Source organism: Chryseobacterium sp. LAM-KRS1 (assembly GCF_013184525.1).
GTDB classification, from domain to species: domain Bacteria; phylum Bacteroidota; class Bacteroidia; order Flavobacteriales; family Weeksellaceae; genus Chryseobacterium; species Chryseobacterium proteolyticum.
In genome coordinates this window covers 805,969-831,133 of sequence record NZ_JAAOIZ010000001.1, presented here as the reverse complement: position 1 = coordinate 831,133, position 25,165 = coordinate 805,969, and the positions used below count along the sequence as shown (strand labels likewise).

Genomic DNA, 25,165 nt, shown 5'->3' with positions numbered 1-25,165 from the left:
TAGAGAAGTTATACTTTTTATGCCCAATCTTATTTCATTTTTTGTGAATCTTTAATAAACTGGTCTAATCCTGAATCTGTAAGCGGATGTTTAAGAAGAGAAAGTATAGGAGCCAAAGGACACGTTACCACATCAGCACCAATCTTTGCACAATTGATAATATGCATGCTGTGTCGGACTGAAGCAGCAAGGATCTGTGTCTGAAAAGCATAATTGTCATAAATCTCCCGGATTTCCGATATCAGATGAAGGCCGTCCGTAGAGACATCATCCAGTCTTCCCAGAAACGGAGAAACATAGGTGGCTCCTGCCTTGGCAGCCAGCAATGCCTGTCCGGAAGAGAATACAAGCGTACAGTTGGTCTTTATTCCCTTTTCAGAAAAATAGCGGATGGCTTTAATCCCATCTTGAGTCATGGGTACTTTTACAACAATTCTCGGATGTAGTGCAGCAAGCTCTTCACCTTCCTTAACCATTTCTTCAAAAGTAATTCCCAAAACTTCAGCACTCACATCACCATCCACAATGTTGCAGATATCAAGATAGTGTTGGTGTATGTTTTGTTTTCCGGAAATACCCTCTTTCGCCATCAGCGAAGGGTTGGTGGTTACTCCGTCAAGAACTCCAAGGGCATGGGCTTCTTCTATCATCGCCAGATTGGCAGTGTCAATAAAAAATTTCATAAAAAGTGATTGTTATTTTATAAGTGTTAAAATTACACTTATATTTTAATAAATCATCATATGATTACACTTTTTTATTGTTTTGCTAAAAATTATTCCATGAAATAATTAAACTCTTTCCTGTATTGAGAAGGACTTTTTTGGATGTATTCCTTAAACGTTTTATTAAAATAACTGAAATTATTAAATCCGGATTCAAAGCAGACTTCTGTAATGCTTAAAGGCTGTTCAGCAAGAAGCTTGAGGGCATGGGTAATTCTGTATTCGTTAACAAACTGTGTAAAGGTCTTATTTGTGATTTTTTTAAAATAACGGCAAAAAGACGGTACTTTCATATTGGCAAGATCAGCCATTTCTTCCAGGGTTATGGCTTCTTTAAAATGATCTTTGACGTAATTGAATATAAGATTGATTCTTTCATTATCTTCAATCTGTGTCTGAAGGTAATATTTTCCCGCATTTAAAATCCTGTAATCCTGAGTAACAGCCAATTCATCCAATATTTTTAAAAATCTGCATAATCTGTCCAAAGAGGAAGCTTCATGCATCTCAACAATCTCTTTCCCGATTCTTTTTTTCACATCCTCCCCAAATACAATACCTGCTTTTGATTTTTCAAGCAAAGAAGAAATCCTTTGCATTTCCGGTATGTCCCAGATAGGTTCTCCTAAAAAATCAGGTTTGAACTGAATAACCATTTCATACTCATTATGCGTACTTTCATTGGTGAGTCCGCAATGCGGTAGATTGCTTCCTATCAGTACAAGATCTCCTTCTGAAAAATAAGTGATACTACTTCCAATCTGTCTTTTCCCGGAACCTTTGCATACAAAAATCAACTCAACCTCGGGATGGTAATGCCAGACATGTGATTTTATATTCTCATTAGTCAGAAATTTAAGGCTGGTAAAGCTGCTTCCTATAGTAGGTCTTACCGCCTCAAAAGAAGGATTTACATGTTTCATAGGCCAAATACAAATAATTTCATATGCAAAATTAACAAATAATACACTAATATCATTAAACAAGGTTAATATAGCACATAAATATGAAAATTTAATTATAGCCTGAGAATTATTGGTGCCCTAGCTTTGCATTATTAATCCTAAAAGCCTTAACCCATGAGCACATTATTAAAAGCCATATTTTTTGCAGGAGCCTTGTTGTTTTCAGCAAATGTAATGAGTAAGAATAGAGATTTTTCCCTTTCCTTTGGAAACGTACAAGCCAAAACGTTAAATTTTGAGCTGTCGAACGCCAGAAGCGTATCTGTTTTTGTTTATAACAGTGCACATGATGAACTATTCTCCGAAAATCTTACGGATGGGAGCCATGTAATGAAAACATATGATTTTCAAAGCTTTGAACCCGGAACTTATTATCTGGTAGCAGAATCAGAAATGAAGATAGAGAAGTATAAAATACAAATCAGTTCCGATAATGTAATGGAAGTGGAAAAAAAGCCTGTGAGCTCAATCAATAAGCCTGAATATACCATTTCCGGTAATATGGCCAAGCTGCATATGTCGGATGTAAAGGGTCCCGTAAATATTTCAGTATATGATCTATCCAATACGACGTATTATACATCCAATAGAGAATATGCTGACGGCAATGTAGATATTACCTTTAATCTTAACCCACAAACAGCCAACCAATATATCATACAGGTTGAAGAAAACGGAAATATTTTTAATAAAATAATTTCCCTTAGATAACCCGCTACATTTAAAGATCATTCATTCCAATTATTTGGATTTAAAATTTTACATAGCTATTATTATTTGAGGCCGCTCTTCTTTCCGATCCGGAAAAAAAACGGCCTCATTTTTTTAATTGTGATGTCCCATATTCAATTTAATTTTTTTCAGATCTTCCAATTCGTGAACAGGGCGTTCGATGTCATAAGGAATCGGTTTTTTGGAAAAAGTCTGGAAATACAGCAGGCAGGCATCCTTCCACCAGACTGCATCTTTTGACTGAATCTTGAGTTTTGACTGAACATCAGCAAATCTTTGTTCATCTATATAAGGTTCCATCTTATCCCATACTTTCTGATAGTCCCTTACTTTTTTTACTCCGGAATCATACGTATAGCACAGCTCATCCCATAGTATTTTTCCGTCTTTCATTGTATAATCCCACGGAACATGATGAAACCACAGGATAAGATTTTCCGGACAGGTTGAGATATTCCCATACCTTTCATTCAATGGTGGAAAATATTGCGAAACAGCATTACTTCCTGTTTTTGTTCTGTTAAAGCCCAATCCCTGAGCATCAGCCTGATGATAATAGACAGGTGACCAGTCCGGTCTTCCGCCTTTATAATCTCCCCATGGCTCTGGCCCGTAGTGATGTCCGCCTGCAAAAATGTGGTGAAGTCCCAAAGGCATCATATAATCCACAGCGGTTTCTCGGGACGAAAGCATCATTTCTTTTACCGGATTCAGGAATTTCTGATTGTCTGTAAAGGTCATTTTAATCCATTCATCCGCAATCTGCTCTGAACTCAGCTGATGGTTCCATGCCAACCTTCCGAAGGCATACCAGTTGGCCTGTGCAAAATGATGCCCTGTCCAGTTGGTATCTTCCCCGATATTGGCAACAGCTGAAATGGCTGTAACTTTTGCGGGTCTTAAAGTTCCGTCTGTTATTTTAGCAATCGTAGATCCCTGACCGTCCGAGTAAGTATCACTTTCCAGTGTTTCCTTGAATAATGGAGCCAAATAAACCAAATGATTTGAAATGCCCAGATATTCCTGTGTAATCTGAAATTCTACCATTTCGGAAGTTTTTCTTAATGCTCCGAAAAGCGGATTAAACGCTTCGCGGGGCTGGAAATCAACCGGACCGTTTTTAATCTGAATAATCACATTATCCCTGAATTTACCATCCAGAGGAACAAATTCCAGATAAGCCTGTTTGGCTCTGTCGTCTTTGCTCGGACTGTAGACAAATGCTCTCCACATCACGATTCCATGGTAAGGTTTCAGGGCATCAGCCATCATATTGGCTCCGTCTGCATGGGTTCTTCCGTAATCCTGAGGACCCGGCTGCCCTTCGGAATTGGCTTTCACCAAAAATCCACCGAAATCGGGAATCAGTTTGTAAATTTCAGCAGCTTTATCCTTCCACCATTTTTGTACATCCTTATTCAATGGATCTGAATTTTGCAATCCACCAAGCACTTTGGGGGAAGAAAAATTCACGGAAAGATATACCTTGATGCCATAAGGCCTGAAAATATCGGCCAGAACCTTTACTTTCTTAAGATAATCTTCCCTGAGCATATTAGGCGATGCATTCACATTATTCAAAACAACGGAATTAATTCCTACAGAAGCATTCGCTCTCGCGTATTCTTCATAGCGCGGAGAAATTTTCCCTGGCAGATCTTCCCATTTCCAAAGCGATCTTCCGGCATATCCCCTCTCAATGCTTCCGTCCAGATTATCCCAATGATTCAGAATCCTTACATCGTATGATGGCTTTTCAATACTGTTTAAGTGAGACAGGTCGGCTTTTGTCTGCTGTAATCGCAAAATATGATAGACTCCATACAACAATCCTATTTCTTTCCCTGCAGAAATAACAATTTTTTCAGGGGTGGAAACAATTTTATAGCCATCTTTCAGATTTTTCTCTTTGTTTTCTGTACAAAGTTCCACCGCCTGCCCCTGCCAGTGGCTGCTCAGCTCTTTTCTGGCAATGTTCAGCGTGGGACTGTTCCCTTTGGAAATAATTTTATCTGCCGATATTCCGTTTTTTGCAGGAAACCGAAGCCATAGCTGACTTCCGTCCTCCGCGAAGGCCAGTAACGGAATGATCAGAAAAAATAGAATGTTGAGTCTCAGATATCGCATTGAAAAATTTTAAATTATTAAAGATGACTATGATTGGTCTTCTAGACCTTCAATCGTCTTGATTTTCCCTTCCTGATCGTATTCCAGTTCAATCACTTTCATACTTCTCAACCATGTTTTACCGCCACTGGGAACAGAATCATGGAAAAACAGATACCACTTCCCTTTGAATTCCACAATACTATGATGAGTAGTCCATCCTACCACCGGAGTAAGAATTTCACCCTGAAAGGTAAACGGCCCGTAAGGATTATCCCCGGTTGCATAGCAAATCAGGTGGGTGTCTCCTGTTGAATAAGAGAAATAATAGGTATCATTATACCGATGCATCCATGATGCTTCAAAAAAGCGGTGTTTATCTCCATGAAGCAGTGGTTTTCCGTTTTCATCAATGATGACAACGTCTTTAGGTGCTTCAGCAAATTCAAGCATATCATCACTCAGCAAAGCTACCTTAGAATGGATTGCAGGTTCATTATTTTCGGGAATTACAGCAGATTCAAGTGCTTTATTATCCCTGTAGCGCTGTAATTGTCCACCCCAGATTCCTCCGAAATACATATAATATTTTCCGTTATCTTCAAAAATGCACGGATCGATGCTGTAACTGCCCATCATCGGATGCTTTTCAGGAATGAAAGGCCCGTAAGGTTTGTCGCTCACAGCAACCCCGATTCTGAAGATATCATTCTGATCCTTCAGAGGAAAGTACATATAATATTTACCGTCTTTGAACGCAACATCACAATCCCACAGCTGTCTTCCCGCCCATGGAATATCTTTTACCGAAAGTACTACGCCATGGTCTTTAATTTCTCCACCTTCCACATCATCCATTGAGAAGACATGATAATCATTCATGTCAAAATGGTCTCCGTTATCGTTTTCTTCAATTCCACTTTCGCGGTCATGAGAAGGATAGATATAGATTTTATCTTCAAAAACGTGAACGGAAGGGTCTGCCATATAATCTTCCGGGAATAAATATTTTGATTTTTTCATTAAGTAAAAATTCTATTGATTTAAGTTTTTCTCTGCCAATTTTATTATTTTTTGTACTACTGGTTTCTCCTGATCTTTCCTGTCAAACAGTAGCGGGTAATCCGTTCTTCCTTTTACCGGGAAATCGTTTTTCCAGGATTGCTTATCGGTAACACCCCATAAGGTTACTCTTCTTATTTTGTCTTTATGTTTCAAAAACAAACCAAAGAAATCAAGATAGCGTTTTTCCCATTTCGCTTCTACTTCCTTAGGAAGACCTTTGATGTAAGGATTCATTTCTTTCTGATAGGCAACGGTATCCGAAACATTGGCAGAGCTTCCCCACGGAGAAGGCAGCGCACTTATTTCCAGTTCTGTTATATTAACTTTAACTCCGGCATTGGAATAATCTACAATTGCTTTTTCATACTCATCCATAGAAGGGTTATCCATCCCGACGTGAGACTGCATTCCCACCCCATCAATGCGGATACCTTTTGATTTAAGCTTTTCAACCATTGTAATGACTGCTTTTACCTTTTCAGGATACCATTCATTATAATCATTATAGTATAGTTCTGCATTGGGATCGGCTTCCTGTGCATACTGAAATGCCAAAGGAATAAAATCTTCACCCAGGATTTCGTAAAATTTACTTTTTCTGTAGGACCCGTCTTCAAGAATGGCTTCATTGACCACATCCCAACCTTTTACTTTTCCTTTGTAGTGGGAAACTACGGTTGTAATGTGGTTTTTCATGCGCTGTTTTAATACTTCCGGAGAAACATCCTTTCCGTTGCTGTCTGTAAAAAACCATTTTGGAAGCTGGGAATGCCAGATCAACGTATGCCCGATGATGAACATCTTATTTTTCATCCCGAAATCAACAAATTTATCGGCATCATCAAAGAAGAACTTTCCTTCCTGAGGCTGCAGAAACATAGATTTCATACAATTTTCAGCAACAATAGAGCTGAATTGTTTTTTGATAATCGTTGCTGCTTTCTGATCTGTCCCGTCAATCTGGGGAAGACTCATAGCGGTCCCGATGTAGAATTTATCCTGAAATGCTTTTTTTAAAGTCCCATCGGATTTCTGCGCCGACAGCCCGGAAGCGGTAAGAGCCGCCAAACCAATTAAAATTCGTTTCATAGTAATTGTTTTATTTTCTTCTTTCAGCCAGATCTTTTTCAATCTGAACTTCCATTTTTTTGTTGATTTTGTAAAATAAAAGCAGTCCGCACGCAATGAAAAACGGTATGGACGGGAAAATACTCACAAGCATTTTGGCTCCTGCCGCCACTGTTTCAGGCTGAATAGCCTGTTCGCTCCCGTGTACTGAAATGTATCCGTATTTCCCAATGATCAAAGCGACCAGTGAGCTTCCGATGCTGAGACCTACTTTTAAGCCAACCATCATTGCGGAAAAGATAATAGCCGTTGCCCTGCGGTTGTTCTTCCATTCCGAATAATCGGCAACATCAGCAATCATGGCCCACAAAAGCGGCGTACTGATTCCGTAAAAGAATCCGTGTAAGATCTGTGACAAAAACATCACTTTTACTGCTTTCGGAGGGTAAAATATAAACATCAGGATGAACAATGTAGAGATAAATAATGAACCAATAAAAGTATCACGCTTTCCAAATCTGTCTGCCAGCCTTTTAGAGAAAGTAATCCCGACGATCATCATGACAATTCCTCCTGCATTAAATAATCCGAATCCCGCAGACTTTGGATCTTCTCCGAAGAAATTCATCCCTGCAGAATTAAAAAATGCGGTAATCGGTGAGATAAAGCTCTTCAGGGCATTTTCATCCACATAGTTGTTAAAATAATATACATAAGATCCTCCTTTCATAGCCAATGTGATAAATATAAATGCGGTCACGGTAAGCATAATAATCCACGGTCTGTTCTGGAATAAATCTTTTAAATCTTCTTTCAGACTTGATTTCTGCTCCGGCTTGGGAATGATTCTTTCTTTGGTCGTAAAAAAAGTAATCAGAAGCATTACGGATCCGATCACCGCCAGCCATGTCATAACAGTTTCAATTCCCTGAGCTTTATCTCCGTGTCCTACATATAAAATGATGGGAAGCATAAATACCTGTACAAAGAACTGTGCAAACATTACGGCTACAAAACGGTATGAAGAAATACTGTTCCTTTCTCCCATATCTCCCGTAATAACACCGCTCAACGCAGCATACGGCAAGTTATTGGATGCGTATAATAGTAACAATAATGAATAGGTAACCGCTGCATAGATCATTTTACCCTGATAGGAAAAGTGAGGCGTGCTGAAAGCTAATAGTGCTGCAATACCAAGCGGTACGGCGGTAAATAAAATCCATGGACGAAATTTTCCCCATCGTGAGCTTGTACGATCCGCCAGTGCTCCGACAAGCGGGTTAAAGCCAAACCCGGCAATTAAACCTACGGTAAGGGTGATGACAGAGGCATCTTCTGCCTTGAGTCCGTAAATATCCGTATAAAAATAGGTTAGGTAGGTTACCAGGGTCTGAAAAACAAGATTGGCTGCCAGATCTCCCAGGCTATACCCTACTTTTTCTATTACCGATATTTTTTGCGGTTGATTATCCATTGATTGTAATAAGGTTTTCTATGTTAAATTAATTTTTTTCTGTTGTAAAAGGTGACGCAGGAAGCCCATTTTTGTTTTTAAGATTTCCATCCGGGTTGTCTGCCCAGTCGTAACGTACATTGACAGGGCTGGTGACCTGGTCATTCCAGACAATGACTTTACTACCTTTAGCTTCTGCTTTGGCCCATTGGTAGCTGCCATCTTTCTGCTGTATGGCAAAACCTTTCAGTTCTCCCTGTACCAGATCATCTGTTCCGGGTTTAAAGGATAAAATAATGGTATTCCCTTCTGTTTTCATGGACTGATAAACGGGTCCGTCTGCAATAATCTTTTTACCTTCCGCAATTTTCAGGGCTTGTAAAGCCAATCTGTCACCTACTGTTTTTTTATTCAGCGGATGAATATCGTTCCATTCTCCTACATCAATAGCTACTGCAAGCCCTGCGTAAGGAACATTGAGGGAAACCTGTCTCTGCTGCTCTCTCAGCTCAGCCCAGCCACTATCCAGAGGTTCATCTTTTTTCTCCATGAAATTAGCCAGCTGTACAATCAGGAACGGCAAATCATTCTTGTTCCATTTTGAACGCCAAAGTGAAATCATTGTTGATAGCAAATCTCCATATTCTTTAGGTTTTCCTGTATTGCTTTCACCCTGATACCAGATAAATCCTTTGATGTTATAATTGATCAGCGGGTTAATCATGGCATTATAAAGTCCTAATGGTTTCCACCGGATAAAAGTTTGTCCGGGAGCCATTTTTTCCATTTTTGCTCCTATTTTATATTTCCACTCGCCTTTAAGATCTGTTTTTTGTCCGTCAATTTCGAGGTAATACGGTTTATCGGCAATAAACTGCCCCTTCCCGCTTCCATTGATTACTCTTACGGTAATGATATTCTTTCCTTCTTTTAAAACGCCTTTGGTAATATCGTACCAACGTGGCGGATATTCATAGGTGACATTTCCTACTTTAATTCCATTGATGTAAGTAACATCAGCATCTTTTATCCTTCCCAGATTCAAAAATGCTGTTTTCTGATCCACTCCTTTTGGAAGAATAATTTCTTTGCGGAACCATACCGAACCGTCAAACGAGCCTTCCTGATCCTCCCACGATCCCGGTACCACCATGGTTTTCCATCCGGAATCATCCCCATTGTCTTTCTCCCAGTGCTGGTTCAACCCTATATCACTCTGATCAAGCTCTGCATACCATGCTTTGCTTAGGGATCGTTCCTGAGATTCTGTGGTTTTTATCAGGTCATCATTTTTCCATCTTTCTGCTTCAGTAAGATATTCCGGATATTTTCTCAGTGAGTTTTCATCCATCCAGGCCTGAACCGGAGAGCCTCCGAGACTGGTGTGAATGATTCCTACCGGAACTTTGTTTTTTTCATTCAGTTCTTTGGCAAAGAAATAGGCAACTCCTGAAAAATCAAGAATAGTCTGAGGGTTGGTACTTTCCCACTTCCCGCCGTCAAGATCATTTTGAGGCGCTTTAAAATTATATTTCTGCGGGACAGTAAAGAATCTTATATTCGGATTATTGGCATTTTTAATTTCATTTTCATAAAGAGGTGTCAGCCTGCGCATCGGAAGTTCCATATTGGATTGCCCTGAAGCCACCCATACATCTCCAATAAGGATATCCTTAAGGGTGATCTCATTAATTGTCATGCTATATGGACCACCGGCATTAAGCTTTGGAAGCATAAGGGTCCAGTTGCCATTCTGATCAGCCGTGGCATGATAGGTTTTACTGATAAACTTAACCGTAATTTTTTCTCCCGCATCTGCATATCCCCAGATTTTCAGATCCTGGTTCCTCTGAAGGATCATCCCGTCCGAAACCAAAGCAGGGAGCCTTACTTTTGCATGAAAACTGCAAATGGCTGCCAGAAAAAATAATAAGTATAGGGTTCTGTTTTTCATGGGAAAAATCTGTTTTTATTTTTAGTTCAGCTTGTATTGCTTTTCGTATTTTCCTTTCAGCAAACGGACTTCGATGATTTTAGCGGTCATCAATTTTTCATCAGCCAGGAATTTTACCGTTAGATGTTCTTTATTCTTTTCTGAATCCGGTATCGGAACAACCAGATATTGAGATAAGGCTCCGGACTTTCCGTTCAAATTCTGAGTAATGATGTTTTTACCGTTGATTTCAATATTCAGTACTCGATTGGCATTGGCATCAAAATAAAGCAGGTAAAGGAATGAAGCATTTTTCTCGTTATTTTTCATCTGATAGCTGAACCAGCCTTTGGCATCTCGGAAGTGCCGGTCTTCCATATAACCTGTACCAGAGTCTTTGCTTTCTATAAAATGATCTGATTCCGGCTGCTGTTCTCCTAATTGGATTCTATCAGTTGTGATGACATCCAATTCTTTGGTTTCCGATTCCTCTTTCGCCTTCTGTTTCAGCATATTTTCTATCCCGTTTTTGTCGGCCTGCGGCCAGTACAAAATATATCTTTCTGCCTGGATACTGTAAAACGGTACAAGCTCTAAACCTTTCCCAAATTTTTCCGACGGATAAAGCCCTGTAACGGCAAAGTTGAGCGGTTTACTGTTCAAAGGTGTAACATGGCTGACTACCTCGGAAGGATTTCCAAGGATAACTGGAATTTCGTTTAAAGGAATCTGCGGACCATGAGCAATATGGCCGCCTCTGCTATCGTCCGCAAGAAGTCCCTGTTGGTTTTCGGCACCGTATGTTGCGGCAAGCACTACAGGACCGTATTTAAATGCATAATAATTGGAATGGTCAGGAAGTTGTTCTGCAGAAAGATGCATCGGCAAAATCATTTTCACAACATCTCCTTTTTTCCATCTTTTAGTCAGTGTAAAATAGCCATCGGAACCTCGTTGTACTTTCTCCTGTTTTCCGTTGATCAGAATTCTTACTTCCGAGGCTGTGGTCCATTCCGGACATCTTAGTTTTAAACCAAATTCTGATTTTCCTGCGGCATCAAAGATCAGTGTTGTTTCAGGAACTTCCGGGAAGTTGTTCACCTGACGAACTATCACTTTTTGCTGTTTCCAGGTCAATGTGGAAGGAATAAACAGGTTCACATATAAATCCTTATCCGACCGGGCATAAATCATTTCCCCGTATTTGGCATGATTTTCCATCCCCGATCCTACACAGCACCAGAAGCTGGTCTGAGGCTGTGAATAAACACGATAGTGTCCGGGACGCATCGGGGTAAAGTACACGAAGCCTCCCTGGTTATAATTTTCCGTGGAAAGGATATGATTGTATAATGCTTTTTCGTAATAATCGATATAATAAGATTCAGGTAACGTTGCATAAAGCTCTTTCGTCAGCTTGAGCATATTATAGGTATTGCAGGTTTCCGGACCTTCTATACTTTTTATCATGCTGCTGAAATCATTGGCAGGGTTAAAATGCTCACTGACACTGTTTCCGCCAATAACAGACGATCTTTTCTCGGTAATATTATGCCAGAAAAAATCAGCGGCATTACTCCAGGAAGTATTATTTTCAAGATCAGCAATGCGTTTGTAGCCGATTACTTTTGGAATCTGTGTATTGGCATGAAGACCTGTAAGCTTATCTTCTCCCGCCAGAAGAGGATTAAGGATAGCCTGATGGGAAAAGCGATGAGCCAGTTGCAGATATTTTTTTTCATGGGTGATATCGTAAACATCCGCAAAAACTTCGTTAAGTCCTCCATGCTCACTGCGCAGCATATCCTGTATCTGTTCATCAGAAAGGCCTGACACTTCATTCAGCATCCAATCCGTAAGTCGGATCAACATTGTCTTTGCTTTTTCACTTTTTGCATACCAATAGGCATCGCGTAATCCTGCATATAACTTATGAATATTATACAAAGGAACCCAGCGATCATTCAATCCAAAACCTGAGGCGCGTATATTCCCCTGCTTTATTTCTTTCCAGATCTTTTTCCCGTTGGGAACCCCAGAAATGTATCCGTCCGGAGAAGCTTTCTGGCATCGTTCCAGCTCACTGATCATATAATCAATCCTCTGCTTGATTCCGGAATCACCTGTGGAAGCATACATTAATGATAGTGCAGAAATGTAGTGTCCTCCTATATGACCATCTAATCCGGTGTTTTCCCAATTGGGGTAATTATCTGCTTTTGGTTTTAGTCCGGCTTCCTTAAGATAGGGAGCCAGCAATCTGTCCGGCTCCATCTCCATAAGGTATTTCCGGTCTGCTGTCATGGCTTTATTGAAAACACTCTCTGATAACCTTACAGTTTCCAAAGGGAAATAATGAATTTTCTCCTTTACCTGGGCTGAGGTGAATGAAGCGAAACACAATAAAATAACTGAAAATTTTGGTCTCATGAATAAATGTTAATTCAACATTTCTAAAATAATGGAAACAATCTATATACGAAACTTTTTTTGAGTCTGTTTTAGTTATTTTTTTATTTAAAACCTTTCACAAAGCCCGGAAAATAAAAGAAAAGCCACTACCTTATCATAAAAAATAAGATAATCAATTCACAGAAAAAGAAAACTTTGCAATCACAGGATTCCCTATGAAAATGAATTAAGAATACGTTTTAATAAAAATTTCAATGATATAGTGAATACCTTATCGTATTTTTAACGTTAAGCTATTTTAATTAATAATAATAAGTGTTAATTCTAATTTTAACACAATTTTAACATTAAATTCATATACATTTAACTGGATTTCATTGCTATTTTTCATTTTTAATCCCAGTTTTAGCTCCCAAAATACCTTTGTAGAATCGTTTTAATAAAAATAATGATTCAGATTTAAAAGTGTAAGAATTACATTTGTATAAGATCGTAAGTATAAAAGTTTTACCTTTGCATCAAAATATAAAAGATGACTGAGGATTACTCCCAATATCCCAAACACCTGGTTGCTGTTGACTGTATTATTTTCGGTTTTGATGGCGAAAATCTTAAAATCCTATTGGTAAAAAGAAATTTTGAACCTCAGATGGGCGAATGGTCCCTCATGGGTGGATTCATTGGCAGTGAAGAGACATCCGATGAAGCGGCCAACAGGGTTCTGTATACATTAACCGGTCTTGAAAATATTTATCTTGAACAGCTGAAATGTTATACGGAAATTAAACGTGAGCCTACAGCCAGAATCATGTCAATCTCCTACTATGCATTAATCAATATTGAAAAAGATATTCAGATCAATGAACAGTACAGTGCAGAATGGGTTGAGCTTCAGAAAGCACCGGATCTTATTTTCGATCATAACGATATGGTAAAGGATGCTGTAGCCAGGCTGCGGAGAAGAGCCTCCACCGGACCTATTGGCTTTGAGCTTCTTCCTGAGAAATTCACCATGAAGGATCTTCAGAATCTTTATGAAGCCATTTTTGACGAAAAATTCGATAAGCGTAATTTCACAAGCAAGATCAATAGCATGGATATCCTTGTCAATACCAATAAAAAGGATATGACCTCATCCAGAAAAGGTTCTTTTCTTTACCGCTTTGACGAAAAAAAATACACCAAGAAAATATCGCGCGGGTTTATGTTTAAAATGTAATTGTTTTTGATATTATGCAAATCATCTATTTTAATATCTATACCCTGCACCTTTCCACAAATCTTCTATGACCTTAAGATAAATGAAATCTCGTTTTTTACGGGATTTTTTTTGAGCTAACCGGGAAATTTCAGCTGGCAAATAAACATTTGCGCCTTTTTATAGAAGTATCATAAAGAAAATTTATGATAAGGTTTTCTATTTCCCCTTTCAAATAAAACAATTATAACTATTTGCCAATTATTATATTTATGATATGATTTTTTTATGTTAATTTTAACTAAAATATTACCATATATTTAAATAAATATGTATTTTTATACAAAACTAACAACAACAAATATTATTTATTTGAATTTTCATCATATCATGCTTCATGCGTGAAAAATGGAGAAAAAGAGAATAAGGGTTTTCATATCTGAAACCTGACAGAGATAGTCCTGTCATTTCCTCCCCGTGATTAATGCCGAAAAACCGCAACAGATTATAACACTTTGAGATAAGCAGTTTTTAGTCAATACGCCCTGTCCAGTCAACTATCCCATTAAGATTTAAAAAAATCGAGTATCTGCCTGATCCTTCTAAGGGTAAAGAGGAAAAAATCGATCACCAAAAACAAAATTAATAACCCTTTAATATATAAATTATGAGAACAAACACAATGTGGCTATTTATGGCCTTTCTGTTAACCATTCTTTCTGGCTGCTCCCGGATGGAAAAAACTTTACAAGAAGAACCTGAAAACAATGTAAGCAACAGCGCCAGCGCCAGGGCATTGGCAGCAACTCCAATGCTGCATGTTGGAGGCAGATACCTTAAAGACCCTTGTGACAATAACGTTATCTTACATGGGGTTGCCATAACCCCCAGCCCCTGGTTCAATGGATGTCAATATGGTGCGAATTCCGGCTACTGTACCTGGGATAATTACAATGTACAGGGTGCTCTGAACTACAACAAAGCTGTTATGAACAAGCTCAGCAGTGCTTCCGATGGCTGGTATCTCAATTACATCCGCCTTCATATTGATCCGTATTGGACCAATGATCCCGGACCGGCTATCCCGGAGAACGATATCTCAAGATTCAATTACAGTCGCCTGGTTACCTACACCGATCAGGTAATTATCCCACTGATCAACCATGCCCGCAGTCTGGGAATGTATGTCATCCTTCGCCCACCAGGTGTATGCCCAAATCGTATTGCAGTCAATGATGCGTACCATAGCTATCTGAAGACCGTATGGACTTTTCTGTCTCAGCATCCCGGATTAAAGAATGCTGACAATGTGATGTTTGAATTAGCTAACGAACCTGTTGAAATCCTGGGAACAAATGGTGCTTGGGGTAGTACGGGAAATGAGCATTTTGCAGCACTCAAAAACTTCTTTCAGCCACTGGTTAACATCATACGTAACAACGGAGCCAACAATGTTTGCTGGATTCCGGGTACAGGCTGGCAATCGCATTATCAAGGCTATGTCAATAATCAGATCACAGGAGGTAATATTGGCTACGCTGTTCATATTTATCCCGGTTACTGGGGTGGTCTCAGCAACTATCAATCCTTTCAGAACGCATGGAATGTCAACGTTAAACCGATTGCAGACATTGCACCGATCGCCATTACCGAAACCGACTGGGCTCCACAAGGATATGGTACCTTCGGCATTGGTAATACCGGTACGGCAGGCGGAAGCGGATTTGGTGCCAACTTAAAATACATCGTGGATCAATCCGGCAATGTAAGCTGGAATGTTCTTGCCCCGGATAATCTCCTCCACAAAGGCGATCCTAATGCAGGAACAGCTTACAACAACGATTGGGAAGCCTGCGCTGCCCCGGTTAAACAGTGGTTTCAGCAATATGCATCCTCCAACTACCCCGTTGCCAACTGCAACACAAACAGTAGCCTGGTTAATAATGGTATTTATGAGATCGAATTTCAGACTGATGCCAACAAAGTAGTTGATCTGAAATCAGGAGAAGACGCCAATGGTGCAGTATTAAGGCCATGGACAAGGAATGGCGCTGCTGCACAGCGATGGGTTGCCATTGACGCAGGTAATGGCTACTGGCGTTTTGTATCCAAAGCCAGCGCAACCAATCGTTGTATTGATCTGGCCAGCAATAGTAATACATTGGGAACTTCGATCAGGCTTTGGCAGAACTATAGTAATGACGCACAAGCCTGGCAGGTAGTTGCTGTCTCTAATGGTTATTACAAAATACTATCCAAGGTGGATCCTACACGCGGCTGGGATATTCCCAACTGTACCATGGATGGTAATTCAAACTTACATCTTTGGGATTATTATGGTACATCCTGCCAGCTGTTTAAGTTCAAATTTATTGCAATGAATTAAACGTACATAACCAATTCTAAGATCAAAAAAATAGGATGCTTTTTCAGCATCCTATTTTATTTGTTATGTATAATAATTTCTACCAAAACCTTACATACAAGGCCGTCAGTAAAAGCAGTGTCATTACGATCAATACTAAAGTTCTGTTGTCCACTTTAAACATCGTCACATCAATGGCAAAGGCTTTAGGGTTTACTTTCGGACCTGCAAGACTGATCAGGATCATCGCGATTATCGTGATAAAGAATGACCATCCCATATTGATCAGGAAAGGAATCTCGGTAATGGTATGAACTACACCATTCTCCAGCTTTTCATAAGTGAACGCTGTATACATCCAGGTTTCTTTCCCGAAAATTCCCACGGCAAAGCTGTTGAAGAAAATGGCAAGAACAAAACCTAAAATTACTCCTACCAAAGCCGCTGTACCGGTTGTTCTTTTCCAGAACATTCCCAGAAGGAACATGGCAAAAACTCCAGGACTGATAAAGCCCGTATATTTCTGGATGAATGTGAAACCGCCTTCACCACCAATTCCTAAAACGTCCGTCCAGGTAAAAGCCAATGCAACCATCATGGCAATAATAATGACCCAACGGCCTGTTCTCACCATCTGGATTTCGGTAGCATCTGTTTTAAGGTATTTTTTATAGATATCCAGCGTAAAAATAGTTGAAATACTGTTCACTTTTCCTGCCAGTGAAGCTACAATCGCTGCGGTCAAAGCGGCAATAGCCAATCCTTTCAATCCTACTGGTAAAAATCCTAATATTGCAGAGTATGCTCCGTCTTTTACCCCGTTGAATCCCGGAAGGTGTCCTTTTGAATATAAAACATAAGCGGCAATTCCCGGAAGCATTACGATCACAGGCATGAATAGTTTCAGAAAACCGGCAAATAAAATTCCTGTTCTTGCCGTCTTCAGGTCTGCCCCTAAAGCTCTCTGAGTGATGTACTGATTACAGCCCCAATAGTTCAGGTTAACGATCCACTGACCGGCAAAATACATGGCCAGACCTGGTAACACGACATACTTCTGTACATCAAGGTTCTGAGGCATTGCCAACGTAGTTGTGGTGGTTGTTGGTTTTTGAAGAATCAGCTTAAAGTGCTGCGGAGCCTCATTGATCAGGGTATTGAATCCTGCCAGTGCATTTCCTACAGCCGCTCCGTTGATTCTCTGGTCTACAATCTGCAGCGCCATATACACCGTTGCAAAACCACCAATGATAAGAACTGCCACTTGTATAACGTCTGTATATCCTATCACTTTCATACCTCCAAGACCAATCAGAAGGGCCATAAGCAAAAGAGCGATCATAATACCGTGAAGATGTTCTCCTCCCAGTAAAGTATCAATAGCAAGAGCACCCAGATAAAGGATAGAAGTAAGATTCACGATAACATACAGAAACAGCCAGAATACAGCCATGATCAGTGAAACAGATTTGTTATACCTTCTCTCCAGAAATTGAGGCATGGTATAGATCTTATTTTTAAGATAGATCGGAATAAACCAGACCGCAATAATAATCAACGCAAGAGCAGCGATCCATTCGTAAGCGGCAACAGCGATTCCGACAAAGAAACCTTCGCCACTCATTCCGATAAACTGTTCAGCAGAAATATTGGAAGCGATTAAGCTGGCTCCGATAGCCCACCAGGTCAAAGATCCTTCGGCAAGGAAATAATCTTTACTTCCTGTAGATTCAGATTTTTTCTTTTTATAGATCCATAATCCGTAGGAAGCTACCACTACGAAATAGATCAGAAATATGATGATATCAATAGTTGCTAATTTTCCCATAGTTTAGTTTTTAACGGAGAATTTATAGATGGTTTTCGAGTGGTATTTCTGCCCAGGCTTCAATTCTGTAGAAGGGAAAGAAGGCTGGTTTGGTGAATCAGGAAAATGCTGGGTCTCTAAGCAGAATCCTGTTCTGAATTCATTTTTACCGCCAGTTTTGGTATCAAATTTTCCGTCAAGAAAATTTCCGGAATAAAACTGCACACCGGGTTCATCGGTGAAGACTTCCATCAGTCTTCCTGTTCCCTGATGATAAACTTTGGCGATGCTTCTTAATCCTTTTCCATTTAGAATCCAGTTATGGTCATACCCTTTTCCTTTTTTCAACTGATCGTCGTCTGCATTGATATCTTTTCCGATGGCTTTTGATACCGTGAAATCAAAAGGAGTACCTTTTACCGCTTTCTGTTCACCCGTAGGAATCAATGTTTCATTTACCGGAAGAAAATGATCTGCATTAATCTGTAGTTCATGATCAGTAATCGTTTTAGTAAAATTCCCGGACAGGTTAAAATAAGAATGCTGGGTAAGATTTACCACTGTAGGCTTATCCGTCTCAGCCTCGTAAGAAATTTCCAAGGCGTTGTCGTCTGTAAGCGTGTAGAAAACAGTTGTTGTTAATTTTCCCGGATACCCTTCTTCACCGTCTGCACTGGTATAAGATAATTTCAATGTCGGAAACTTTGCATCTTTTACTACCTCAATATTCCAGAATCTGGTATGAAATCCTTCTTTTCCTCCGTGAAGGCTGTTGGGACCATCATTTTTATTAATTTCGTATGTTTTACCCTCCAGTGAGAATTTTGCATTAGCAATCCTATTGCCGTATCTTCCGATCAAAGCACCGAAATAATAAGGGTTACCATCGAAATATCCTTCGGGTTTTGTAAAGCCAAGCACTACATCTTCGTATTTCCCATTTCTGTCCGGAGCGGTTAAGGATGTGATAATTCCCCCGAAGTTGATGACCTCAACTTTCATCCCGTTTTTATTGGTCAACGTATATTTTTTAATAGAATCGCCTTTTGGCGTCACTCCATAGTCTGAAGTAGAAATATTCTCCATTTTTCCTGAAATATCCTGTTTATTATTTTCTTTTTTACAGCCGAAAATAATTAAAAATAATAAAATAAAAATGCCGTTATATGTTGTTTTTTTCATAATTATTTACATATTTTTTAAAATTAATTAACGATAATACATTTCATTCCAACGAAGTGTATTTTTAAAGTCACGCATTCTGGTATCTTCATCAATGACTAATGATTCAATTCCTGCTATCTCAGCAAAATCTTCCAGTTGTTCTGCTGAAATATTTTCACTGTAACATGTATGGTGTGCCCCTCCTGCCAGTATCCAGGCTTCTGCGGCCGTATATAAATCAGGAAGAGGTTTCCATAAAACTCTTGCTACCGGAAGTTTTGGTAGCTCTTCTGTAATTTCCAATGCTCTGGTTTTGTTGATCAAGAGTCTGAAATGGTTTCCGAAGTCCATCAATGCAGCGTTCAGAGAGTCAATATTTCCTCTGGAATTAAAAACAAGACGAACCGGATCTGCTTTCCCCCCAATTCCAAGCGGATGAATCTCACATGAAGGTTTCCCGGCGGCCAGCACAGGATCTACTTCCAGCATATGGGAACCTAAAATGGAAGGGTTGGAAGGGTCGAGATGATACGTATAATCTTCCATAAAAGCATTTCCTCCTTCAAGGCCCTGCCCCATTGTTTTCATGGCACGTACGAGTGCTGCTGTTTTCCAGTCTCCTTCGCCTGCAAATCCGTATCCTTTCTGCATCAGTCGCTGTACTGCAATTCCCGGAAGCTGTTCCAGCCCGTGAAGATCTTCAAAGGTATCGGAAAATCCTTTAAATCCTCCATCTTTTAAAAATTTTTCAAGTCCTAATTCAATTTTTGCAGCGGTATGCAGCGAACTTCTGTTGACTCCCCCTTCCAAAAGGGAAGCTGCCATGAGGTAAGAAGATTCATATTCTTCCATAAGGCTTTTTATTTCTCCTTCGCTTACAGAATTGATAACGTCTACAAGGTCACCGATTCCCCAGGTATTGACTGAAAAACCGAACCGGGTCTCAGCTTCCACCTTATCACCATCTGTAACGGCTACAAACCGCATATTATCTCCGAAACGTGCAAATTTTGCTCCCTGCCAGTCGTCCCAGCCCGCAGCAACACGGCTCCAATCACCGATCTGCTTCTGAACTCTTTCTTCTGACCAGTGCCCTACCACTACTTTTCTGTTCTTTCGGAGTCTGCTTACCATAAAACCAAATTCACGGTCTCCGTGAGCTGCCTGGTTAAGATTCATAAAATCCATATCCATGGTAGACCACGGAATATCTCTGTTGAACTGGGTATGCAGATGCAGAAGAGGTTTCTGTAAAATTTTTAGTCCTCTGATCCACATTTTAGCAGGTGAAAAGGTATGCATCCACGTGATTACTCCTATACAGTTTTCTGCATGATTAGCGGCTGCAATGGTTTCAAATATCTCTTCAGTTGTTTTTACCGTTGGCTTTACAATGACTTTTACCGGGATGAAAGAAGATTTTTCAAGTTCTGCCACAATTTTCTGTGAGTGGTCTGCCACCTGGGCAAGTGTTTCAGGTCCGTATAAATGCTGACTTCCTGTGATGAACCAGACTTCTTTGGTATTGAGAGGTGTTAACATAATTTTGTTGATCGTTAATAGTTGTTTATCTTAAAGTGTTTAGTGTTTAAATTCCTGTCCGTAGTAGGCATTTTTGCCGTGCTTACGTTCATAATGTTTTTTGATAAGTGAGTCTTTCAGTCGTTCCGCATCAGGATTGATCTGTCTGGTGAGATAAGCCATTTCGGCAATGGTCTCCAGTACTTTGCTGTTGTAAACTGCTTTCTCTGCATTTTTCCCCCAGGTAAACGGGCCGTGATTGCCGATCAGAACCATTTCTACCTCTTCCGGAGAGAGTTGTTTTTGTTTAAAACATTCCAGAATCTGTATTCCTGTATTGTATTCGTAGTTTCCTTCAATCAGCTCATCCCGCATAGGCGGAGCGCAGGGAATATCTGTTGTTAAATGGTCCGCATGAGTGGTCCCGAAAACAGGAATATCCATTTGTGCCTGTGCCCAAGCCACGGAATAGATCGCATGAGTGTGGGAAATTCCACCGATGTTTTCCCAGTTTTTGTACAGGTAAGCATGGGTCTTGGTATCGGAAGAAGGTCTGAGCCTGCCTTCAATGACATTGGCATCAAAATCCAGAATCACCATATCTTCAGGCTTTAAAATTTCATAAGGGACACCGCTTGGTTTAATGGCAAAAATGCCTTTATCACGGTCTACAGCACTTACATTCCCGAAAGTATAGACCACCAGCTTCAGGGCATCCAACTGCATATTCGCTTCATAACATTCTCTTTGGAGTTCTTTATAGGTATTCATTTTGAGTATATTCAAAAGGTTAAAATGGGAGAATCAGGAGTTCTGAAGTTCCTTCCTGTTGTTTTTCAGTTTGGTATTGTATTCTACAAAATCAGCGAGATTCTGGTATTGCTGCATTAATTCTCTGTAGAGCTGTACTTCTTCCGCTTTCGGCTGGTATTCCGCTTCAAATGCGGAGCCCATTTTCATGCTTGCTTCCTGTACGGTCGGATAAATTCCTGCTGATACAGCTGCATAAACAGCAGCACCCAAAGCGGGAGTCTGATCTGAAGCAGCTACTGCAATCGGCATATCCAGAACATTAGCGAGAGTCTGCATGATAAACGGTGATTTCCTTGCTACTCCACCGATTCCGATCACTTTATTGATTTTCACACCTTCCTCTTCAAAACGGTCAACAATCTTCTTAGCTCCGAAACAAATAGCATTCACCAAAGCTTTGAAAATATGAGGTGCTTTTGTTCCCAGAGAAAGCTGGCTGATCGCTGCCTTAAGTTCCTGGTCTGCATCCGGCGTTCTTCTTCCGTTTACCCAGTCCAATGCAATCGGAACAGTATCTGAAAGAGGAATTTTTTCTGCTTCAAGGGTTAGTTTTCTGATAAGTCCTGCCTCCATTTCATCTGCGAGCTTTGTCTTCTGTTCATCTGAAATATTTTCGGAATGCATCATAACCTGGTGAACCGGCCACATCAGGATATCTTTATACCATGCCAGCACATCTCCAAAGGCAGACTGCCCTGCTTCAAGCCCTATCAATCCGGGAATTACGGAGCCGTCAACCTGTCCGCATATTCCTTTTACGGTTGTATCTCCAATAGCTTCTTGTGGGGCCACCATAATATCGCAGGTAGAAGTTCCCATGATCCTGATCAGTGTATTTTCTTCCACCTTTGCTCCTACTGCGCCTGAATGGGCATCAAAGGTTCCTACGGTAATAATAGTTTTGGTGGTAAGACCGGTTTTTGCGGCCCATTCTTCATTCAGATAACCAGCAATTTCATCTGAAGTATAGGTTTCCTTGTATAATCTTCCTCTGAGCGCTCCCAGAGATGGATCAAGCCTGTTGAGGAATTCTTCGGAAGGCAGACCATCCCACGAGTCATGCCACATGGCTTTGTGTCCGGCAGCACAACGGCTTCTTTTGAAGGTGGCCAGGTCTTTATGATCTGATAAAAGAAAAGTCAGATAATCACAGTGTTCCATCCAGCTATGAGCTGCATTTTTCACTTCTGCATCTGCTCTGCTGATGTGCAGTATTTTGGCCCAGAACCATTCTGAAGAGTAAATACCACCTTCATATTTTGTATAATCTTCACCACCCCAGGTTCTTGCAAGGGTATTGATTTCTTCGGCTTCGCGGATAGCGGTATGGTCTTTCCATAAAACCATCATGGCATTGGGATTCTCTTCAAATCCCGGAACCAGCGCCAAGGCAGTTCCATCACTTGTAACAGGAAGTGGTGAAGAGCCTGTAGTATCAATACAAATACTGACGATCTGTTCTGCCGGTATTCCGCTTTCTCTTACAACTTCTAAAATGGTTTTTTCCAGACCTTCAATATGATCTGAAGGATGCTGTCTGAAGCTATTAGCCGAGGGATTACAGAATTTGCCATCTTTCCATCTTTGATAATAGCTGACTGAAGAAGTTATTTCAGAACCGTTTTCAGTGTCAATAAGAACGGCCCGTACGGAATCTGTGCCATAGTCCAGCCCGATAACATATTTTTTCATGGTGGTGAAACGTTTTTGATTATTGAGATTTTAAATTCTCGTGATGAGATAAAAACAAATATAAGATTCTATTTTAAATAAATGTAAAAAACACACTTATTTCTTATAAACATATGTTTTACAGCTAATTAAATTATTTTCAACTTTAAAATCACTAAAGAATTGGCGGGAATTTCCGTTGAAATTTCACCATTTTTGGCTTCAGAAATCTCTTCTTTAGGTTTTATGGGTTCAGCATCGAAACTATTTTCAGTTGAAAGTTGTGGTGCAGACAAAAGGATTTTGGTTATTTTTTTACCTATTTTCAGAGTTCCGGGGTTGATATTTACCGTTTTAGCCTGAGTATGAGTATTGACGATTTTAATAATAATCTCATGAGTTTTCGCATCTTTTACTGCGGTAGCGTATAATTTTTCCTGGCCGGATATTGCTTTTCCGTTATGTTCTATTTTTAATACATCCGTTCCTTTATTGTTGGAAAATAATTTCTGAACATAATAATTCGGGGTCGCGTAGGATTTCAGATTATTGAACCAGATGAGATCGGGCGTCCACTGCCAGCCGTCAGCATGGGCAAAAAGCGGTGCGTAGGAAGTCATATAGACCACATCTGCATTTCTTTCAAGACCGGTCATAAAAGCGGCTTCTGAAAGGGCCGTCAGCCAATTATTTTTGTTATCAGGTTTTACCACGCCTACAGACTGGGCTGCATATTCTCCGGCAAAAACTTTTGGACCGGAACGGTCATACTGGTCGTATCTGCCTGCATTTTTCATAAACCATTCGGGAGAGTTGTAATAATGTTCATCTACAATCTGTGCGTTAAGCTGCTTCAACTCTCTCCATCCATATTCGAAAAACTCGCCGTCGGGTGACGGTCCGCTTCCGGAAATGATTTTTATGTCAGGATATTTTGTGTGAATGGCTTTTTCAAATACTTTATAGCGTTCAATATAATCCGCTCCCCACTGCTCATTTCCTACTCCGATAAATTTTAAATTAAAAGGCTTTGGATGCCCCATTTCAGTACGGATTCTCCCCCATTTTGTGCTGGAATCTCCGTTGGCAAATTCAATCAGGTCCAGGGCATCCTGAACATAAGGATCCAGATTTTCCATTTTCACCAGCTCTGCGGTATTGAACTGGCAAGCCATTCCGCAGCTCAGAATAGGAACAGGTTCTGCACCCAGATCTTCGGAAAGCTGGAAATATTCATAAAATCCCAGCCCGAAAGACTGTCCGTAATCCGGTGTAAGACGATGTGGAAATCCTGTACTCCATTTATTGATGAGATATTCACGGTCTGCTACATTTCCAATTGTTTTTTTCCACTGATAGCGTTCTGCCAACGTTCTTCCTTCTACAATACAGCCACCCGGAAACCTTAAAAATCCGGGCTGCAGATCATATAATTTCTGAACGAGGTCTTTTCGCAAACCTCCTTTTCTGCCTTTCCAGGTATCCTGAGGGAAAAGGGAGATCATATCCATGTTCACAATACCGTTTCCTGTAAATGTGATCCGCAGTTTTGCTTTTTCAACGGTTTGAGTTGCTTTGAAAACGGCTGTATACTCCTGCCACCCCTTTCCTTTGATGAGCGTGGAAACTGAAGAAATTTCCTTCCCATTTTCATCAACAAGACTTGCATTTACCGCAGCAATATTTCCTGAAACATTCTCCAGATCAAAGCTGAAATCATATTGTTCTCCCTGATGAAGCCCTATTCCCCTGAATCCTTCATTTTCCAGAATATAATTTTTATCATTGAGAACGGTAATTCGTGCGTAATTTTTATTGGTTTTGGCAGGGTCGGAATAAATGGTCAGAAACCCCGAATCCAGATTAGGAGAAAGTGTTTTTGTATTGGGCTGTTTCCAGCCTGTAAATGGTTCGTCAAATTCAAAGCTGCGGTTTTTAATCAGTTCAGCATACAATCCGCCGTCTGCGGCAAAATTGATGTCTTCAAAGAAAATCCCGTACATGGTGGGCTGTATTTTAACAGGTGCCGGAGTTTCTTTCAGATCCAGATTAAAAGTACGGACCGTATTATTCTGAGCCGCAAAAAAAGCAGCACTGAGGGAAATTGCGATGGAAAATATTTTATTTTTGGTTGTCATAGATCGTATATTTTGAAGCTAAAGCA

The 25,165-nt window shown here is 40.1% G+C and carries 17 protein-coding genes; 3 read left to right on the top strand and 14 right to left on the bottom strand.

Annotation, left to right across the window (positions count from 1 at the left end; genetic code table 11):
- Positions 1-29 precede the first annotated feature (29 nt).
- Together fsa and G9C87_RS03650 are read right to left on the bottom strand one after the other, a co-directional pair.
- The gene (fsa, locus tag G9C87_RS03655) at positions 30-683 is read right to left on the bottom strand and encodes a fructose-6-phosphate aldolase (RefSeq protein WP_172278212.1); all 654 of its coding nucleotides are present in this window, start codon (positions 681-683) and stop codon (positions 30-32) included.
- Between the two features lie 92 nt (positions 684-775).
- On the bottom strand, positions 776-1,648 hold the full coding sequence (locus tag G9C87_RS03650) for an AraC family transcriptional regulator (protein ID WP_172278210.1): 873 nt from the start codon (positions 1,646-1,648) through the stop codon (positions 776-778).
- Between the two features lie 156 nt (positions 1,649-1,804).
- On the opposite strand from G9C87_RS03650, the gene G9C87_RS03645 reads away from it, so the two are divergent.
- A complete protein-coding gene (locus tag G9C87_RS03645; RefSeq protein WP_172278208.1) occupies positions 1,805-2,401 on the top strand; it encodes a hypothetical protein in 597 nt (198 codons plus the stop codon).
- 114 nt (positions 2,402-2,515) lie between these two features.
- Here the strand turns inward: G9C87_RS03645 and G9C87_RS03640 are convergent, their stop codons facing one another.
- From G9C87_RS03640 to G9C87_RS03615, 6 genes are read right to left on the bottom strand one after another with little or no spacing between them, the layout of a single operon-like run.
- Positions 2,516-4,549, bottom strand: coding sequence for an alpha-glucuronidase (locus G9C87_RS03640; protein ID WP_172278206.1), 2,034 nt, complete (start codon positions 4,547-4,549; stop codon positions 2,516-2,518).
- A gap of 27 nt (positions 4,550-4,576) precedes the next feature.
- On the bottom strand, positions 4,577-5,551 hold the full coding sequence (locus tag G9C87_RS03635; protein WP_172278204.1) for a glycoside hydrolase family 43 protein: 975 nt from the start codon (positions 5,549-5,551) through the stop codon (positions 4,577-4,579).
- A 12-nt stretch (positions 5,552-5,563) separates the two neighbouring features.
- Entirely contained in the window at positions 5,564-6,682 is a 1,119-nt protein-coding gene (locus G9C87_RS03630; protein WP_172278202.1) for an endo-1,4-beta-xylanase, read from the bottom strand.
- 10 nt (positions 6,683-6,692) lie between these two features.
- On the bottom strand, positions 6,693-8,138 hold the full coding sequence (locus G9C87_RS03625; protein WP_172278200.1) for an MFS transporter: 1,446 nt from the start codon (positions 8,136-8,138) through the stop codon (positions 6,693-6,695).
- A 28-nt stretch (positions 8,139-8,166) separates the two neighbouring features.
- Entirely contained in the window at positions 8,167-10,071 is a 1,905-nt protein-coding gene (locus G9C87_RS03620) for a sialate O-acetylesterase (protein WP_172278198.1), read from the bottom strand.
- A gap of 21 nt (positions 10,072-10,092) precedes the next feature.
- Entirely contained in the window at positions 10,093-12,480 is a 2,388-nt protein-coding gene (locus G9C87_RS03615) for a glycoside hydrolase family 127 protein (protein WP_172278196.1), read from the bottom strand.
- Between the two features lie 514 nt (positions 12,481-12,994).
- Here G9C87_RS03615 and G9C87_RS03610 point away from each other — a divergent pair.
- Both G9C87_RS03610 and G9C87_RS03605 read left to right on the top strand, forming a co-directional pair.
- The gene (locus G9C87_RS03610; RefSeq protein ID WP_172278194.1) at positions 12,995-13,681 is read left to right on the top strand and encodes an NUDIX hydrolase; all 687 of its coding nucleotides are present in this window, start codon (positions 12,995-12,997) and stop codon (positions 13,679-13,681) included.
- Positions 13,682-14,327: 646 nt separating this feature from the next.
- Entirely contained in the window at positions 14,328-16,046 is a 1,719-nt protein-coding gene (locus G9C87_RS03605) for an RICIN domain-containing protein (RefSeq protein WP_172278191.1), read from the top strand.
- Positions 16,047-16,125: 79 nt separating this feature from the next.
- On the opposite strand, the gene G9C87_RS03600 is transcribed toward G9C87_RS03605, so the two are convergent.
- From G9C87_RS03600 to G9C87_RS03575, 6 genes are all read right to left on the bottom strand, one after another.
- Positions 16,126-17,853: a sodium:solute symporter family transporter gene (locus tag G9C87_RS03600; RefSeq protein ID WP_172278189.1), complete on the bottom strand. Its 1,728-nt coding sequence runs from the start codon at positions 17,851-17,853 to the stop codon at positions 16,126-16,128.
- 3 nt (positions 17,854-17,856) lie between these two features.
- On the bottom strand, positions 17,857-19,014 hold the full coding sequence (locus tag G9C87_RS03595; RefSeq protein ID WP_172278187.1) for an aldose epimerase family protein: 1,158 nt from the start codon (positions 19,012-19,014) through the stop codon (positions 17,857-17,859).
- A 27-nt stretch (positions 19,015-19,041) separates the two neighbouring features.
- Entirely contained in the window at positions 19,042-20,538 is a 1,497-nt protein-coding gene (gene araA, locus G9C87_RS03590; RefSeq protein ID WP_172278185.1) for an L-arabinose isomerase, read from the bottom strand.
- Positions 20,539-20,577: 39 nt separating this feature from the next.
- Positions 20,578-21,288, bottom strand: coding sequence for an L-ribulose-5-phosphate 4-epimerase (locus G9C87_RS03585; protein WP_172278183.1), 711 nt, complete (start codon positions 21,286-21,288; stop codon positions 20,578-20,580).
- Between the two features lie 33 nt (positions 21,289-21,321).
- Positions 21,322-23,022, bottom strand: a complete 1,701-nt coding sequence (locus tag G9C87_RS03580) for a ribulokinase (protein WP_172278181.1) — start codon at positions 23,020-23,022, stop codon at positions 21,322-21,324.
- A 128-nt stretch (positions 23,023-23,150) separates the two neighbouring features.
- Positions 23,151-25,139, bottom strand: coding sequence for an alpha-L-arabinofuranosidase C-terminal domain-containing protein (locus G9C87_RS03575; protein ID WP_172278179.1), 1,989 nt, complete (start codon positions 25,137-25,139; stop codon positions 23,151-23,153).
- Positions 25,140-25,165 lie beyond the last annotated feature (26 nt).